This window comes from Pirellulales bacterium (genome assembly GCA_036499395.1).
In the GTDB taxonomy this organism is placed as follows: Bacteria; Planctomycetota; Planctomycetia; order Pirellulales; family JACPPG01; genus JACPPG01.
The window spans coordinates 17,032-32,993 of record DASYDW010000078.1; the positions used below are offsets into that span (position 1 = coordinate 17,032).

At 54.2% G+C, this 15,962-nt stretch carries 14 protein-coding genes; 10 read left to right on the forward strand and 4 right to left on the reverse strand.

The features are described from left to right. The first annotated feature begins 37 nt into the window (after positions 1-37). The gene (locus tag VGN12_15330) at positions 38-673 is read left to right on the forward strand and encodes a hypothetical protein (protein HEY4310821.1); all 636 of its coding nucleotides are present in this window, start codon (positions 38-40) and stop codon (positions 671-673) included. Positions 674-749: 76 nt separating this feature from the next. On the opposite strand, the gene VGN12_15335 is transcribed toward VGN12_15330, so the two are convergent. The 3 genes from VGN12_15335 to VGN12_15345 form a co-directional block, all read right to left on the reverse strand. Continuing rightward, a complete protein-coding gene (locus VGN12_15335; GenBank protein ID HEY4310822.1) occupies positions 750-929 on the reverse strand; it encodes an SDR family NAD(P)-dependent oxidoreductase in 180 nt (59 codons plus the stop codon). 25 nt (positions 930-954) lie between these two features. Continuing rightward, entirely contained in the window at positions 955-2,127 is a 1,173-nt protein-coding gene (locus tag VGN12_15340) for a zinc-dependent alcohol dehydrogenase (protein ID HEY4310823.1), read from the reverse strand. Positions 2,128-3,056: 929 nt separating this feature from the next. Next, positions 3,057-7,142: a chemotaxis protein CheB gene (locus tag VGN12_15345; protein ID HEY4310824.1), complete on the reverse strand. Its 4,086-nt coding sequence runs from the start codon at positions 7,140-7,142 to the stop codon at positions 3,057-3,059. A 418-nt stretch (positions 7,143-7,560) separates the two neighbouring features. Between VGN12_15345 and VGN12_15350 the strand changes: the two genes are divergently transcribed. From VGN12_15350 to VGN12_15365, 4 genes are all read left to right on the forward strand, one after another. Next, positions 7,561-7,995, forward strand: a complete 435-nt coding sequence (locus VGN12_15350) for a VOC family protein (GenBank protein ID HEY4310825.1) — start codon at positions 7,561-7,563, stop codon at positions 7,993-7,995. Positions 7,996-8,665: 670 nt separating this feature from the next. Then, entirely contained in the window at positions 8,666-9,349 is a 684-nt protein-coding gene (locus VGN12_15355) for a methylated-DNA--[protein]-cysteine S-methyltransferase (GenBank protein ID HEY4310826.1), read from the forward strand. Between the two features lie 69 nt (positions 9,350-9,418). Then, the gene (ada, locus tag VGN12_15360; protein ID HEY4310827.1) at positions 9,419-10,525 is read left to right on the forward strand and encodes a bifunctional DNA-binding transcriptional regulator/O6-methylguanine-DNA methyltransferase Ada; all 1,107 of its coding nucleotides are present in this window, start codon (positions 9,419-9,421) and stop codon (positions 10,523-10,525) included. Positions 10,526-10,558: 33 nt separating this feature from the next. Next, a complete protein-coding gene (locus VGN12_15365; protein ID HEY4310828.1) occupies positions 10,559-11,290 on the forward strand; it encodes a 2OG-Fe(II) oxygenase in 732 nt (243 codons plus the stop codon). A gap of 66 nt (positions 11,291-11,356) precedes the next feature. On the opposite strand, the gene VGN12_15370 is transcribed toward VGN12_15365, so the two are convergent. Beyond that, positions 11,357-11,698 (reverse strand): helix-turn-helix domain-containing protein, encoded by a 342-nt coding sequence (locus VGN12_15370; protein HEY4310829.1) that lies wholly within the window; start codon positions 11,696-11,698, stop codon positions 11,357-11,359. A 303-nt stretch (positions 11,699-12,001) separates the two neighbouring features. Between VGN12_15370 and VGN12_15375 the strand changes: the two genes are divergently transcribed. The 5 genes from VGN12_15375 (at position 12,002) to VGN12_15395 (ending at position 15,836) form a co-directional block, all read left to right on the forward strand. Then, positions 12,002-12,958 (forward strand): alpha/beta hydrolase, encoded by a 957-nt coding sequence (locus VGN12_15375; protein HEY4310830.1) that lies wholly within the window; start codon positions 12,002-12,004, stop codon positions 12,956-12,958. A gap of 352 nt (positions 12,959-13,310) precedes the next feature. Beyond that, positions 13,311-13,952: a cytochrome P460 family protein gene (locus VGN12_15380; GenBank protein HEY4310831.1), complete on the forward strand. Its 642-nt coding sequence runs from the start codon at positions 13,311-13,313 to the stop codon at positions 13,950-13,952. A gap of 38 nt (positions 13,953-13,990) precedes the next feature. Continuing rightward, positions 13,991-14,596 carry a cytochrome P460 family protein gene (locus tag VGN12_15385; GenBank protein HEY4310832.1) on the forward strand — a complete coding sequence of 202 codons (606 nt, stop codon included), beginning with the start codon at positions 13,991-13,993 and terminating at the stop codon, positions 14,594-14,596. Between the two features lie 85 nt (positions 14,597-14,681). Further along, positions 14,682-15,131, forward strand: coding sequence for an ester cyclase (locus tag VGN12_15390; protein HEY4310833.1), 450 nt, complete (start codon positions 14,682-14,684; stop codon positions 15,129-15,131). Positions 15,132-15,458: 327 nt separating this feature from the next. Next, positions 15,459-15,836 (forward strand): carboxymuconolactone decarboxylase family protein, encoded by a 378-nt coding sequence (locus VGN12_15395; GenBank protein ID HEY4310834.1) that lies wholly within the window; start codon positions 15,459-15,461, stop codon positions 15,834-15,836. The last annotated feature ends 126 nt before the right edge of the window (positions 15,837-15,962 follow it).

Below are 15,962 nucleotides of genomic sequence, written 5' to 3' on the forward strand. Positions count from 1 at the left end.
GGAAGTAGGGAACACGTTATGCTGCTAAGGAGCCCTTATGGACAATCTCTCAAAGCCCAATCGGATTTTTCTTCTGTCGCCTGCAAGCTGTGGTGGCAGGCGTGCAGAGATTCTTTTGCGCAAGGAAGCTGACTTCGACTTGGCGTTCCGTCTTCGCTCCCTGGGGGTCGCCCTCGGAGAGGCATTCAGTTTTTTAAGTGGACTCTACTTTCGTGGAAAAATGGCCTATGCCGCTCGTTTTGGTCGGACGGAACAGGGTCTACCAACCTCACTCGTGATCACCGCTGGTCGAGGCCTGCTGGCACCGGAAACGGCTATTCATTGCGAAGATCTTCAGGCCTTTGCTACGACTCCCATTGATCTGCGGGAGGCTTCATATCGCGAGCCGCTTCGCCGCGACGCTTTGAATCTTGCGACTAAGCTCGTTAGTAATTGCCAAGTGGTCTTGCTTGGAAGTATTGCGACGCCGAAATATCGCGAAGTGCTCGTCGATGTCTTTGGGGATCGCCTCTACTTTCCAGCTGAGTTTATTGGCCGAGGTGATATGAGCCGTGGCGGCTTGATGCTTCGTTGTGTCGACGCGGGACGGGAGCTTGATTATGTGCCTGTTTCGGGCGCAACTGTGCGAGGGAGTCGGCCCGAAAGACTTAAGCCTCGTTCAAAGTCTGAATAGGCTAGGCGAACTCCTGCAAATTCGAGCGTGCCTTCAAACACAGCGGTCCGAGACATCGCAAGCGGTAGCTACTGCCTCACACCCGGCAAGCGAAAGGCGGGCCGACGATCTCCTCCAGCGTATGCTGACTTCTGGCCGCGAGGACAAGTTTCGCCCCGGCGTTCGCTGCTCCTTCTGCCGTCGCCAGACCAATGCCTGACGACGCCCCGGTAATAACGATGACTTGATCTTTTAGCTCTTCCAGTTTCAGGGACATGATTGCCCTCCAAAAGAAAACATTTCTAGGGAGTGAGGACTACTTTGATGCAGCCGTCGTCTTTGTCGCGGAATTTCTTGTACATGGCGGGCGCATCATCAAGCTTGGCCCGATGCGAAATGATTCCGGATGGGTCAATCTCGCCTCGCTCGATGCGATCAATCAGAGGTTTGAAATAGCGGTGAACGTGCGTCTGCCCCGTCTTAAGGGTCAATCCCTTGTTCATGAACGCGCCGAAGGGAATCTTGTCGAGATAACCAAGATAGACACCCGGCATCGAGATGGTCCCTCCTTTACGACAGCACATGATGGCTTCGCGGAGGACGTGGGGGCGGTCAGTGCCAAGTCCGACCTTGGCCTTCGCCGCGTCCACGACAGAGTCGAGCGTCCCCCAGCCGTGTGCTTCTGCGCCAACAGCGTCGATGCAGCGATCGGGACCGCGACCTTGGGTCATTTCTTGTAGGGCGTCGTAGACTTTGACTTTCGAGCAGTCGAGTATTTCTGCCTTCCCATATCGCGTAGCGAGTCCGAGGCGTTCTGCTACCAAGTCGATGGCGATAACTCGCCCCGCGCCAAACATCCATGCGCTTCGAATTGCGAATTGTCCGACGGGCCCGCATCCCCAAACCGCCACGGTATCGCCGGACTCAATACCCGCATTCTCGGCCGCCATGTATCCGGTCGGGAAAATGTCGCTGAGAAACAGCACGCTCTCATCGGGTAGGCCTTGCGGCACTTTGTACGGGCCGACATCCGCAAATGGAACGCGGACATATTCTGCTTGACCTCCGGCAAAGCCTCCGAGCATGTGCGAGTATCCGAAAAGTCCACTGGGTGAATGGCCCATTACCTCGGCAGCGTCCTTGGCGTTCGGATTTGATCGGTCGCACAGTGAGAAGAGTTGCTTTTTGCAGAAAAAGCACTCGCCGCAGGCCATGCAAAACGGCACAACGACACGATCACCTTTTTGCAAGTTTGTGACCGCCGAGCCCGTCTCTAAGACTTCGCCCATGAACTCATGACCGAGGATATCGCCCGATTTCATAGTCGGCGTAAAGCCGTCGAAGAGATGCAAATCGCTTCCGCAGATAGCGGTGGCGGTCACGCGAATCAGAGCATCACGCGGATTCTCGATTTTCGGATCGGGAACCTTGTCAATTCGGACATCGGATTTGCCATGCCAGCATAAAGCTTTCATTTGACTTGCTTTCGACAAGGTCGCGCGGGAAAACGTGACCTTTAGAGCAAATCCGGTGCCACCTACGTATGGGAGCACCTGGTTCTATTGTTCATAGGCGAAAGCGCCATACAGGAAGCAGTGACGATGACCCGGCCGCCACGCTGATTCATCCACGACCGGGTGTTGGCGACTTCGATTCAAATTCCACTCAGGCCGTTGAGCTGATTTATTTTCGAAGAGGTTGATGCTCCGCCGAAAGATGCGGAGGACACAAACTCCGCTGCTCATGCTGAGACGACGCGGAGCGGGAAAGGGGACAAACTTCTGACCCGAATTCTCGCGCAAAACACGCGAAGTTAAGACGTGCGTGACGACGTCGCAATCGTCGTAAGCTATTACGCCCGCGAGGATTCGAACCTCGACCCTGCGGATTAGAAGTCGCGCGAACGGCCCGCAGCGATTATGCGTGAAAAAGGCCTGAAATACAGGGTTTGTGGAGCAGATGACGCAATCGAAGGCGATGCCGTAACGCTCTACATTTTACGGTGTTTTCGCCTGATTTCAAACCGATTCTGTACCGTCGTACTGAATCCGTCGCTGCGCATCCTCACCATCGGTCCTCCAGCGACAACCCTTCAGTTGATGCACGACAGCCCCTGAAATGGCAGGCGATGTTCATGTGGAAATGTGAAGTGAGTGCTTGTCAAAATGCGCACGCAGCGTCAGGCTTTTTGCTGGTCTGCGGCATTCGCAATTCCCACAAGTATTACCACTGTCTCGGACTTTGATTTCCGAGAGAGCAAATTGCGAACGTTCAACGCCTAGGTCAGCAATCGGGCTCGTTAAAGCCGCCAGTGCCGAATCCCCAACCTTTTCTACAACCGTTCACGCGCGAATAGCCACGCGGTGGACGGGCAATTGCTTTAGCGTACCCATCTCCGGCACCGCTATGGTTCGATCGTCGCTAATAGATCTTCAAGTTCCGCCAAGTTGACCGGTTTGACGAAATGAAAATTGTAGCCTGCTTCCCTTGTCCGTTGCCGGTCTTCTTCTTGTCCGTAACCGGTAATGGCGATGAGGACGATGTTGGCCGATGCTGGTTCGGCACGGAGCCGACGAGCTAGTTCGTACCCATCCATGCCGGGGAGTCCGATATCTAGAAGTGCGATTTCCGGATGATTGGCGGAAATGGAGACCAGGGCCGCCTCAGCACTTTCGGCCGTCTGCACTTCATGGCCGCGCGCTCTGAGTAGCATGGCCATAGTTTTGGCGGCATCGACATTGTCATCGACGATCAAAATACGGCGAGGGTTAATCGCAGGAGCTTGCGCCGACCGCTTGTCATTCATGTCGGCCTTCGAGGCCCTGAGAATCGGCAGCCGGACCACGAATTCACTACCTTGATCCTGACCCTGGCTGAAGGCTTGGACACTTCCGCCGTGGAGCCGAACGAGATTACTTACTAATGTGAGGCCAATCCCGAGCCCGCCTTGCGAGTGCGCCAACGAGCGATCGGCCTGCGAGAAGAGTTCAAAGACGCGAGGGAGCATTTCGGAACTAATTCCCATCCCATTGTCTTGGAAGGATAGAACGATAACACCATCCTCGACCTTGCCTTTGATCGAGATTTGCCCGTTCAACTGCGTGTATTTGGTCGCATTATGCAGCAGATTCACGAATACCTGCTCCAAGCGGGCGGGATCGGCCATCAAATGGACGGGTGTATCTGGCAGTGTGACGGATAATGACTGTCCTCGATTGTCAAAGTTTATTTTGCTCGTTTCCACCGATCGCGCGATAACGGCCTGGATTTGAACAAGCTCTTTTCTCAGGTCGATTTTACCGCGGGTGATCCGCGAAACGTCGAGCAAGTCGTCCAGGATTCGCGCCATATGAACCACCTGGCGCGAGGAAATCTCCAGAGCCTGATGAGCGACAGGATCGTCGCCGGTTTGTAAACGAAGCAGATCCAATGCGCTGCGAATGGGAGCAAGCGGATTGCGCAATTCGTGTGCGAGCATCGCCAGGAATTCGTCTTTCATGCGACTGGCAGTTTCGGCCTGCTTTCGTGCCGCCCGCTCTTCAGCCAAGATTGTGGCGTGCTCCAGGTCCTGCTTTCGCGCCGTAATATCCTCGATCGCCAGCAGTACCATTTGGGTACCGTTCCCCTCCCAAAAAATGCGATGGGCGTTGAGCAGCAACGAGCGAATTCCGACGCCGGACACTTCGATTGCTAATTCCAAATCAGTGACGCGATGATTGGTTGGAAGAACCTTCTCCAGCGCCAGTCTGATTTCCGGCCGGTCCCATTGACCGTTGAGTATCTCCCACAGCGGGCGTCCCTCGATCTCCCCCTGCACGATGTGAAACATCCGGTAAAACGCAGCGTTCGCTCGATGCACACGTAATTCGCTGTCAAGAACGACGAGTGGCTCCCAAACGGTCTCAACGATGGCGTCGGCGTAGTCGCGAGACGCTTTTAGTTGCTCGGCGCTCTGCTTCAGCACGTCTATGTCGACAATCGCGATGGCCGCTCCATCAATCTTGTTTTCAGCCGTGACATAGGGCCGAATCCGCAACGAATACCAATGACCAGCGGGGTCTTGCACATCAACTTCGTGGTTGACTAGGTCATTGATTACCGTGGTCAGCAGTTCGATCAGATTTGGAATCTGCAAATTCGGCCGTAGATCGCTAATGGGCCGGCCCACGTCGCTGGCAATCAGATTGAATAGCGGTTCCGCCGATGACGTAAATCGGCGAATTCTGAGCTGCCGATTGACCATGATGATCGGAATATTCAATCCGCCCAGCAAATTCACCAGGTCATCATTGAGCTGACCCAATTCCCGATTGCGGTGGTTTAACTCTTCGTTGACCGTATTCAATTCCTCGTTTGCCGACTGCATTTCCTCCTTGGAGGTTTGCAGTTCTTCGTTCGTGCTTTGCAGTTCCTCGTTGCTGGACAATATCTCCTCGTTGGCCGCCTTTAATTCCTCGCTCGCCGCTTCGTTGTCTTCGACGACGGATTGCAATTGTCGACGAAGTGCCGAATTCTCTCGCTTCAATTCCTGTTGGAGGTGTTCGTGTCCCGGCGGCGAGGGAGCATCGATCATTGCCAAATGCGACTCTGGAGCACGCGATGAGACCGATTCGAAGAGCACGAGAAAGTAACGCGGCGACTCCGTTTCCGATCGCAATGGCACGACCTCGATTGCAACAGACGAAAGTCGATCGTCCACGCGGAAATGCAGCCCTTCCTTGCGAACTGGGACCGAGCTGTGCTTCGCCGCTTCGATCGCGTCGCGCAAGTCCACCATCAGCTCGTCGCGGACAAGCTTCAACAAATTGAGGCTGGCCGAACCCGAAGCTGGACTCAAATAGGGGCTCAGCTCTCCACGAAACTGCACAACGTTCAAGTTGTCGTCGATGGCGATGCTGGGTGGTGCATACCTTGAATACAAAACGCGATCGACTTCTCGTTGCACGTTTGGCGAGCCCGCGGGCTCGGCAACTGCCAGACGCTCGACCGCCTGGCGAGATCGCAAATGCGACTCCGCTGCTGGGAAATCGATTGGTACTTTTTCAGAGGTTAGTTTTTTGACATAAATGCGGTGCTCTTTATCGCGCGTATCAAAAAGCGCACCGAACGTCCCAATCGTTTCGGCGGTCCCCAACAGCAGAAACCCGCTGGGTTGCAAGGCGTAGTGGAAATATGGCAGCACCCGCATTTGCAATGGGGCGTCAAGATAGATCAAGACGTTTCGGCAGCTGATCAGATCGAGTCGGGCAAACGGCGGGTCGGTAGCCACGTTATGCTTAGAGAACACGCACAGATCGCGCACGGCTTTGCTGATTTGGTAGCTTCCGTTGACTTTGGTGAAATACCGCCGCAGGCGGTCCTGGGACACGTCCATCGCGATATTATCGACGTAAACGCCAGCCCGGGCGCGTTCTAGCGCTGCCTCGTTGAGGTCTGTAGCGAGTATCTTAATGGGCGTATTGCTAACCATATCGCCCAAAGATTCCAGCAACTCGATGGCCAGCGAGTAGACCTCTTCGCCGGTTGAACAACCAGCAACCCAAATGCGGATGGGCGTCTCAGTGCCGCGCTCTCGAAACGTGGGAAATACCACTTCCCGAAGGGCGACAAAAATATCTGGATCGCGGAAAAAACGCGTCACACGAATCAGAAAATCTTGAAAGAGGGCCTCCAATTCCACCGGGTCGTGCGCCAGCTGATGGAAATAACCGTCCATCGTCTCGGCGCCTGAAAGACCCATCCGCCGATGGATGCGTCGCTTGATCGTGCTGCGCTTATAGAGAGAAAAATCGACGCCAGCCGATTTTCGCAACAGTTCGAAAATCTTTCGTAACTGGGCTTCCTCGACGGGAAAATCGCCGTCGATCAGTCGCCCGCCCGAATATAAGCCAATTGCAAGGCGTCCAAGCTCTCGACCAATCTCTGCGGGAGCAAGGACGAAATCCGCCTGGCCCGTGGAAGCGGCGCTTCGAGGCATGGAATTCTGCTTGGCCGTGGTCTCGTCCTGAGCGAAGACGATTCCCTCCGCCGCCTTGACATCCTCCAAACCTAGTGCCCCGTCGGTCCCTCCTCCGGAGAGAACGACGGCGATCGCGCTTCCACCTCGCTCACGTGCCAACGATCGAAAGAAGTGGTCGATTGGCATGAATTGACCAGCAATCTCCTCGCGAGGGCTCAGTACCAGGCGCCCTTCAGCCAAAGCTAGATTGCTGTTCGGAGCAATTACATAAACGTGATTTCGCTCGATTTGCAGGCCATCGGTCGCGAGAGACACGGGGAGTGTTGTCGATCGCGAGATGATCTCTGGCAATAAACTTGCATGGTGGGGATCAAGATGTTGGACGAGGACAAACGCCATGCCGGGCATCGGTGGCAAATTCTGGATGAGCTCGATGAATGCTTCTAGTCCACCCGCCGACGCCCCAATGCCAACAACGGGAAACTGCCCATTGCCCTCAATTGACGCGGACGTTTGTTGGGCTTCGTCCATGACAGAATCAGTTTCCGCGAGACGGCATTTAAAAAGGCCAAGCCGAGGCTGTCAAAAAAGTCGAGCGAATTCCCCCGCATATCATTCTATATCCTTTCGAGGCGACGCAAAACTAGCATGGGCCTCCGAAGAGACGTATTGATTCAGCGGTCAACAAATTCGGGAGAACTCGCACCCCCCCCGTCCACGAGTCGGTTAAAATCGATCGGATCCGGAGTTGATCTCGGCGATGGTCGTCAGAAAAGGTGGCACTTTGATTTCGTCGTAAACAGAAGTCGCGGCGGCACGGTTAAAATCTTGAGAATCCCATTTAGCCAAGGTTGTTGGAACCCTGTCGATACACGATCTGTCTAATGCCAAGTTATACGCCAGGTGCGGCAAGTACAGGCATCATCAGTGAAGCGATCGAAGGAAGGATATGACGCTTAAACGGATGGACAACGTCCTCATCGTTGTCGACGATCTCGAAGCTGCTAAGGCGTTCTTTATCGAACTGGGCCTCAAGCTTGAGGGCGAGCAGACCGTCGAAGGGCCCTTGGTCGGGAAGCTGATCGGGCTCAAGGATGTCCGGGCCACCCTCGCGATGATGCGGACTCCCGACGGGCAGGGCATTGAGCTGGACAAGTTCCACACGCCCGACGCGATCCGCTTTGGGCCCGTGAACGCGCCCATGCACACGCTGGGATTCCGTCGCGTCATGTTCGCAGTCGATAACATCGACGCTGTCGTAGCGCGCATGCGCGTCCACGGGGCCGAGGTCATTGGCGAAATGCAGTACGAGGACACGTACCGGCTAGCCTACATCCGTGGGCCTGAGGGCATCATTGTCGCGCTTGCCGAGCAGCTCGGCTAAGGGGTGCCTGGTAGCAAGCGAGCCTCGGGTGGGCAACTATCCGTTCACTTGCGGATCGAAAGCCGTTCGAGCCGACCGCTCGGCTTAGCCTCGCGGCGGCTCAACTCCACCGTTGTGAACGGCGCTCGAATAACCCAGCGCGCCTTCAGTCCACGTACTACGGAGAAAAACTCCGCAGGTCATTCACCGTAAGGCATTGTTGGATAAGTAATTACGCCCGGGAGGACTCGAACCTCCACCCTGCGAATTAGAAGTCGCGCGAGCGATTGGCGTGGATTTGTGCGAAAAAGCCCGGTAAAACAGCGGTTTTCGGGACAGATGAGCATCTCAAGGGCACGTCGTAACTTTCTACATTTTACGGCGATTTCTCATAGTTTCAAACCAATTCTGTACCGCGGTACAGAATGCGGAATGACGTGGATATTCAGATGATCAGGACATGGTTTTGCCTGGATCGCACGCTATTGCATCTGTCGGCGAACTTGATGCGAGTCGAGATCAGCCGCATGCTAATGGTGAGCCTGCCTCCTCAAGAAGGATCAAGAACCAAGTGGGCGACGGGTGGTCGCCATTAGGTCCAATTCGCCAGCGTCCGAATTTGAAAGCAAGAAACGGAGTTCTTGCTATTTGACACGTGCCTAAAGTTGGTTAACCCCACTGGAGCACAATCATGGCGAAGAGTATTCGGAATTTCAGAGACGTCGACAGCTCGAAACAAGCTCGCGATCTACCTTCGCGAGCGTCTTCCATTCAATACGGCTTTGTCCAGACATCCCTAGGGCTGGCGATCGTCGGTACCACCCACGAGGGGATCAGGACCGTATTGTTCGGTAACAAGCGTCCGGAGTTGGTGGCAAGTCTCCGGCAGCGATTTCCTGCGTCGCGACTTGAAGCCGGCAACGATTCACACAGCGAATTGGCCGAGCGAGTGGGTCGATATATTGACGGCGTCGATACGGATTTCGGGGCGGAAGTCGATCTTGTGGGAACGGAGCTGCAAAAACGCGTTTGGTCGGCTCTGCGGAAGATTCCCGCGGGAGCGACTCGATCTTATTCCGAGATCGCGCTTTGCCTGGACGGTTTGGGGACGGCTCAAGACGTGGCAGCGGCATGTTCTGAGAACCCATTAGCGGTAGTTGTACCTTGTCACAGAGTGATCCGCAAAGATGGCTCGCTGGCTGGATATCGTTGGGGATTATGGCGCAAGAAACGTCTTCTTGCTCGGGAACAGCCCCATTTGGACCTGAGCGTTAAGGCAGCATCTCCAACCACGAGGCAACGCCAATTACCGCTATTCGACGCCAATCAAGGGTCGCTTGCTGTCGACGTTGAGTTGTCATCGCCATTAATTTGAAAGCAAGAAACAGAGTTCTTGCTTTAGTGACACCTGTAGTATTCCAGAAGACTGAAATGCAGACGATGCATGAACCGCAACTTGAAGAGTATGGACAATATGCACACCACCGACAATGACGTCAGAGAATTCAAGGATAGCGAGAGCCGCTGGTCGGCGGTGGTCAACCGCGACGCCAAAGCGGACGGACAATTCTATTACTCGGTAAAGACAACCGGCGTTTATTGCCGACCAAGCTGCGCGGCACGACTTGCACTTCGTCAGAACGTCGCCTTTTACGCGACGCTGGAAGAGGCCGAGCAGGCGGGCTTCCGGGAGTGCAAACGTTGCAAGCCCAGGGACATCAGTCTGGCCGCAAGCCACTCCGCTGCCATTGCAAGAGCTTGCCGCATCATCGAAGAAGCCGATGAGGTTCCCAATCTTGACACGCTCTCGGCCTCAGTGGGCTTGAGCCCTCATTATTTTCATCGGCTCTTCAAGAAGGTGACAGGGCTCACGCCTAAGGCTTACGCCGCCGCGCAGCGAAACAATCGCATGCGAGAGGGACTTACTAGTAGTCCGTCAGTAACACGCGCGATTTACGATGCCGGATTCAATTCGAGCAGTCGTTTTTATGAGTCGTCCGACGCTGTTCTGGGCATGCTCCCGAAAACATATCGCGAAGGCGGACGCGGGGTGGCAATCCGATTTGCAATCGGTGAATGCTGGCTTGGATCGATTCTTGTGGCAAGTTCGGAAAAAGGAGTATGCGCAATCCTATTGGGCGATGACCCGGAAAAGCTGATGCACGATCTGGAAGATCAATTTCCCAAAGCAAAACTAGTCGGTGGTGACGCCGATTATGAGGCGCTCGTCGGGCGAGTAGTGGGCTTTTTAGAAGCCCCGTCGGCTGGGCTGGAACTCCCGCTCGACATTCGCGGCACAGCCTTTCAACAGCGAGTGTGGCAGGCTTTAACACAAATCCCGGTAGGCAAAACGATGAGCTACGCGGAAATCGCCGCGCAGATCGGTCGGCCAAAGTCTGTCCGCGCGGTTGCCCAAGCGTGTGGGGCGAATGCTTTGGCAGTCGCCATACCTTGCCATCGCGTGATCCGAAATGACGGTGGTCTCTCGGGCTATCGATGGGGTGTTGAACGCAAGGAGAAGCTCCTGCAACGGGAGCGAAATGGCAAGTAACGCATGTTTGCAGGGAATTAAGAGGAGACAACGATGCCGACTACGACTATCAGCGACAACGGCACGGACATGCGATTAGAGCCAATCGACTGGAGACTCGCCGCTGATGATCTCAATCAATATGGCTGCGCAATTATCGGTCCACTGCTGCAAAAGGACCAATGCGAATCGCTCTCTGCGGCTTACTCCGATGAAAAGCAATTCCGTAGCCGGGTGATTATGTCCCGCCATGGCTTTGGCCGAGGCCAATATCAGTACTATTCCTATCCCTTGCCGCCTCTGATATCGCGATTGCGTACGTCGCTCTACATACCGCTCGCGTCAATTGCGAATCAATGGAATAACTCGCTGGGAATTGACGTACGCTACCCGACGACTCACAAGGCATTTTTAAAGCGCTGCCACGATGCCGGCCAAACCCGGCCGACGCCGCTACTCTTGGAATACGGACCTGGCGACTACAATGCCCTTCACCAGGACCTCTACGGAGCACACGTCTTTCCCCTTCAGGTCGCCATTCTCCTTGCTAAACCGGGTGTTGATTTTTCCGGAGGCGAATTCGTGCTGACCGAACAGCGCCCGAGAATGCAGTCGCGACCTGAAGTCGTTCCTCTGCAACAAGGACAAGGAGTGGTGTTTCCCGTCCATCACCGCCCAGTTCAGGGTTCCCGCGGGATTTATCGCGTTAACATGCGTCACGGCGTCTCGCGATTGCGATCGGGCCGCCGTCATACGCTTGGCATCATTTTTCACGATGCGAGTTAGTCACGCTGCTTTGTCGGCTTCGATGGACCAATGGGACGATATGCGACACGGGCTACCGAGCATCAATCACATGCCAGGTACTTTTATTTTCTTTATCTTATTCATGTACTTGCTCCCCCATTCGCAAAACGGCGCCAACGCCGGAATGATTGTGCTGCCAAAAGGCGTCAGCGAGTACTCAACACGTGGCGGCACTTCCTTAAAGTCCCTTCGCCTGACCACGCTGTCCGACTCTAATTCTTTCAGATTCTGAATTAACATCTTCTCGCTGATCCCGGTCAGTTCGCGGCGCAGCTCACCGAATCGCTTCGGATCACCTCGTAGCGCACGCACAATCAGCGGCTTCCATTTGCCATTGAGGAGGTCCAATGCGGCTTCCAGGCCACAATCATAGGTTTTGCGCTTCATTTGAATGCCTCTGAGATCTAGGAAAGTGCTTACCAAATGATAAGTACTCCTCCCGAGGCCGTCAAAAACGACTGATATTGCGGTTGAGGCCGCAACTTTGCCCACTTCAGCGGTTTTGTCATTCAGATGACAGCGGCGTCACGATTTGATCGGTAAAACTGCTCTACTTGTCTAGGCATCGCAACCAGAGGTGAAAAGATGCAAATCCGAGCTTCAGAATGGCCATCGCCGCAATGGATTAGAGTAAAGGGGCAAATCACATCCGCACTTAGAGCGGGTTGGCCAAGGTATTTCAGCGACTGCGTGAAGACACTGGCGGCAGCTGCATTAGCTGTCTCTCTGAACGCATTGGTTGCCGCTGCCGATGCACCGGCAAAGGCGGATCGCACCATCGCTTATCGCACTGCCAAGATTGACGGGCTCGACATTTTCTATCGAGAAGCAGGAGCAAAAGATGCTCCGGTAATCTTGCTGCTGCATGCATACCCGTCGTCCTCTCACATGTTCCGCAATTTGATCCCCTTGCTCATGGACGATTTTCACATAGTAGCACCCGACTTTCCCGGGTACGGGCAAAGCACTGCTCCGGCAGTCGACAAGTTTCCTTACACCTTTCAGAGCTTTGCCGATATCACAGACAAGCTCGTAGGCCAACTGGGATTAACCAAGTACGCAATCTTTTGCGGACCCGATGTCGGGTCATACGTTGGTTTTCGGCTCGCCACAAAACATCCGGAACGAGTTGGCGCACTGGTAATCCAAAATGGAGAAGCGTACGCGGAAAGCCGTAATAAGGAATTCTGGAGGCCGTTCGAGGAGTTCGGGCGAAATCGAACGGCAGAAAATGCCCATCACCTGCATAAGCATCTCTCACTTGAGGACAACAAGTGGCATTACACGCACGGCGGTCGAAACCCGGAGTCGTTTAGCCCTGATACTTGGACTCTTGATTTTGCGATCCTCTCGCGGCCCGGGAATCCAGAGAATCGCGCAGCGCTGTTTTACGACACGCGTTCGAATCTTACGGATTATGCGAAGTGGCAGGCTTATTTTCGCGACCACCAGCCACCAACACTCGTTGTGTGGGGTAAAAACAGCGGCATCGTCACTGCTGACGGCGGAATGTTTTACAAGCGTGATCTGAAGGATGTCGAGATACATGCATTCGACACTGGGCATTTCGCATTAGAGGAAGACCTGTATCCGATCTCTCGTCTCGTACGAGATTTCTTGGACAAGACCTTGAAGCCGCACAAATAGGCTGGATTCAAGATTCCTACTGATATTCGACATTGAGATTAGAGCAAACCGGTAGGCACAGAAGAGCGACATGCCACTTACTAAAAGGTAAGTACTTGACCGGTGGAATGGGTCATTTAAGATTGCCGCACCCTACGGACTAGTACGATCTGTCTCTTCAAGATCGCCTAAACCAATTGCGAATATAACTCGGCGCGGAGCTAGCTCGTCTCAAATACGAAGGCATGGCCTCCTGTGCAAAGAGTTACCTATGCGTAAAGGATTTAGCCGGATTGAGTCAGATCGCATCAGCAAATGGAGATTAGTCACGCCGTTGTCATCCAGATGACAGCGACCTCCGACCAACATCGATATGATCGACATCTGTATTAGCACCAACCTTAGGAGTTGCGCCATGTCAAAAACATCTAGCCGCTATCGCGGCCTGCTTGCAGTCGTCGTCTTCGGTGTCTCTGCGATGTCATTCGTGCTTTTCGCAATGGCTGCCGACAAGGGAACAATGCATCCCGCGGTCGAGTATTCCGCTGACGGGAAATTGAAACGTCCGCTCGATCACCGTAAGTGGATCTATATCGGAACGCCACTTACGCCGAACGACCTGAATGACGGCGAGGCCGCCTTTCCAGAGTTCCATGCCGTCTATATGGACCCTGAAAGCTTCGCGCATTACGAGAAAACTGGGCAGTTTCGCGATGGAACTACGCTGGTCAAGGAATTGATTAGCGTTGGGTCGAAAGAGGCGCCGAGCGGCAATGGTTATTTCATGGGAGATTTGCGTGGACTCGATGTTGCGGTCAAGGATTCACAACGATTCAAGGATGAGCCGGGATCTTGGGCCTATTTCAACTTCAACCACAAATTGCCGTTAAAAACTGAGGCAGTGAAGAGCTCGGCGGTCGCTTGCAACAAGTGCCATCAGGACAATGCGACCAAGGACTGGGTGTTCATGAAGTACTATCCCGTGCTGCGAGATGCCACGCCAGCATCGAAGTAATTGTCAGTTTTATCCGTCCGGCATACACGAAAGCCCCCATGGTCCGAAAGATCGTCCTTCTCGTATTCACCTTGGTCGTCATGGCCAGCGCGCTGACGGCCTGGTCGGTGTCAGTTAAAAATCAGATCGAGGCGAGAGAACTAGCGGAGCCGGTATTTTCCGAGTATGTCGACAAGGCGGGACAAATCTCCCTTCCCGCCAAATATAGAACCAGCTTCGTGCATCTCGGCTCGTATGCGGTGGCAACGAAGCCGGGGGTGCCGGTCAATGAATTACACAACGTGTACACGCGACCAGAAGATGTCGTGGCCTTTCAGCGAGAAGGTAATTTTCCAGACGGTGCGATCCTTGTCAAAGAAGTCTATAGGACCGCCGCCGGCACATTGAGCACAGGCGAGGTCAAATGGGCTTCGGACATCAAGTTGTGGTTTGTGATGGTTAAGGATCAGAAGGGGAGATTCGAGAACAGCGTTCAATGGGGCGACGGCTGGGGGTGGGCATTGTTTCATGCTACTGCTCCGAAAATCAACGCCGTAACCGACTATACCGCTAACTGCCGCGCATGCCACATACCTGCGCGGAAGGACGATTGGATCTACTTGCGCGGGTATCCATTTTTAAAAACAGAAAGGCCCACGAAGTAACCCAAGGCTAATTTACAAAAACTGATAGGGGCGAATCGCCGCCATCGCAGAACTCAGAGCCCATTTTCACAGTTGGAGCATCAGAATGTCGAAGGAAGAAGCGAACAAGGCCATCGTGGCTCGTTGGTTTAAGGATTTCTGGGGAAATCCATCGGACTTGAAGATTGTCGATGAATTGGCAAAACCAGATATGCTCTTTCAATATCCGATGCATGGTCCGGTTCGCGGAACGGCCAACATCAAAAAAATGATGGCGGAGATGCGGGAGGCGTTTCCGGATCTCAACTTCTGGGGCATTGGTGATGTAATCGCTGAAGGTGATTTTGTCGCGGCCCGTTGGGAAGGCGGCGGCACACATACCGGACCTGCCTTCGCGGAGCTGCCGGTCGGCGCGCTGCCGGCGACCTCAGGACGCAAGATGCATTTCACCGGAAACACCATATTCCGAATTGAGAACGGCAAGATCGCCGAAGAAATCGGTGAAGAAGGCGCTTTGACGGCGCTCCAGCAGCTAGGACTAATCAAGTCGGTGTGATGCAACCTCATCGGCACTGGTCATCGCTGTGAGTTGACCTCCACAATAGCTTTACAGTGTCCGCGCCTACTACGCGCAGGGCGTCGAATAGAGTGCGGCAGCTTTATCTATTGGCGATGCCTGGGAAACCATACGATTGTCACACGTACTCCATCCGCTGTCCATTCTAGGGAAGGGTTTATGTCGCGCCTCCAGATTCCAACTCGCGACGAGGCACCGTCTGCATCGCAGCCGATTCTTGATGAGATCAGCGAGCGATTCGGATTCGTGCCAAATCTACCGCGGCTTATGTCTCTTAGTCCCATCGTTCTTAACGGTGTCGTCGGATTGCAGAGCGCGCTGAGCAAGGCCCTTGATCCCGAGACGCGCACGGCCATCGCAATCGCCGTATCCCAAGTCAACAAATGCAATTATTGCCTTAAGGCCCATTGTTATGTCGCTCTGAAGGACAATACGAGTCCAGGAAATGATATTTTGCTGCGCGACTCGTACGATGCAAACAAACGCGCAGCAGCCGAATTCGCGGCGAAGGTTGTAGAGCTCCGAGGGCACGTCGCCGATGAGGATCTGAAGGCTGTTCGCGGCGCGGGTTTCAAGGATTCTCAAATTCTGGAAATCATCGCGCTGTCAGTGCAGTTCCTGATGACGAACTTCATGAACAACGTTGCTCTTACTGACATCGACGTCGAATTGGACCAGGTATGAGCGACGCGACACATTCTGTCTTAATCCTGGGAACTACGATCCAGACCGGGCGTCTCTTCGTGCAAGAGATCGAACGGGAGCCCGGCACTACGCGTGCGCGACGATGTACCCTTCGTCGGCGGCCCC

Bases quoted from the DNA above. Each gene is read 5' to 3' on its own strand.
- VGN12_15330 (HEY4310821.1), top strand. From the start codon at position 38: ATGGACAATCTCTCAAAGCCCAATCGGATTTTTCTTCTGTCGCCTGCA.
- VGN12_15335 (HEY4310822.1), bottom strand. From the start codon at position 929: ATGTCCCTGAAACTGGAAGAGCTAAAAGATCAAGTCATCGTTATTACC.
- VGN12_15340 (HEY4310823.1), bottom strand. From the start codon at position 2,127: ATGAAAGCTTTATGCTGGCATGGCAAATCCGATGTCCGAATTGACAAG.
- VGN12_15345 (HEY4310824.1), bottom strand. From the start codon at position 7,142: ATGGACGAAGCCCAACAAACGTCCGCGTCAATTGAGGGCAATGGGCAG.
- VGN12_15350 (HEY4310825.1), top strand. From the start codon at position 7,561: ATGACGCTTAAACGGATGGACAACGTCCTCATCGTTGTCGACGATCTC.
- VGN12_15355 (HEY4310826.1), top strand. From the start codon at position 8,666: ATGGCGAAGAGTATTCGGAATTTCAGAGACGTCGACAGCTCGAAACAA.
- ada (HEY4310827.1), top strand. From the start codon at position 9,419: ATGAACCGCAACTTGAAGAGTATGGACAATATGCACACCACCGACAAT.
- VGN12_15365 (HEY4310828.1), top strand. From the start codon at position 10,559: ATGCCGACTACGACTATCAGCGACAACGGCACGGACATGCGATTAGAG.
- VGN12_15370 (HEY4310829.1), bottom strand. From the start codon at position 11,698: ATGAAGCGCAAAACCTATGATTGTGGCCTGGAAGCCGCATTGGACCTC.
- VGN12_15380 (HEY4310831.1), top strand. From the start codon at position 13,311: ATGATCGACATCTGTATTAGCACCAACCTTAGGAGTTGCGCCATGTCA.
- VGN12_15385 (HEY4310832.1), top strand. From the start codon at position 13,991: ATGGTCCGAAAGATCGTCCTTCTCGTATTCACCTTGGTCGTCATGGCC.
- VGN12_15390 (HEY4310833.1), top strand. From the start codon at position 14,682: ATGTCGAAGGAAGAAGCGAACAAGGCCATCGTGGCTCGTTGGTTTAAG.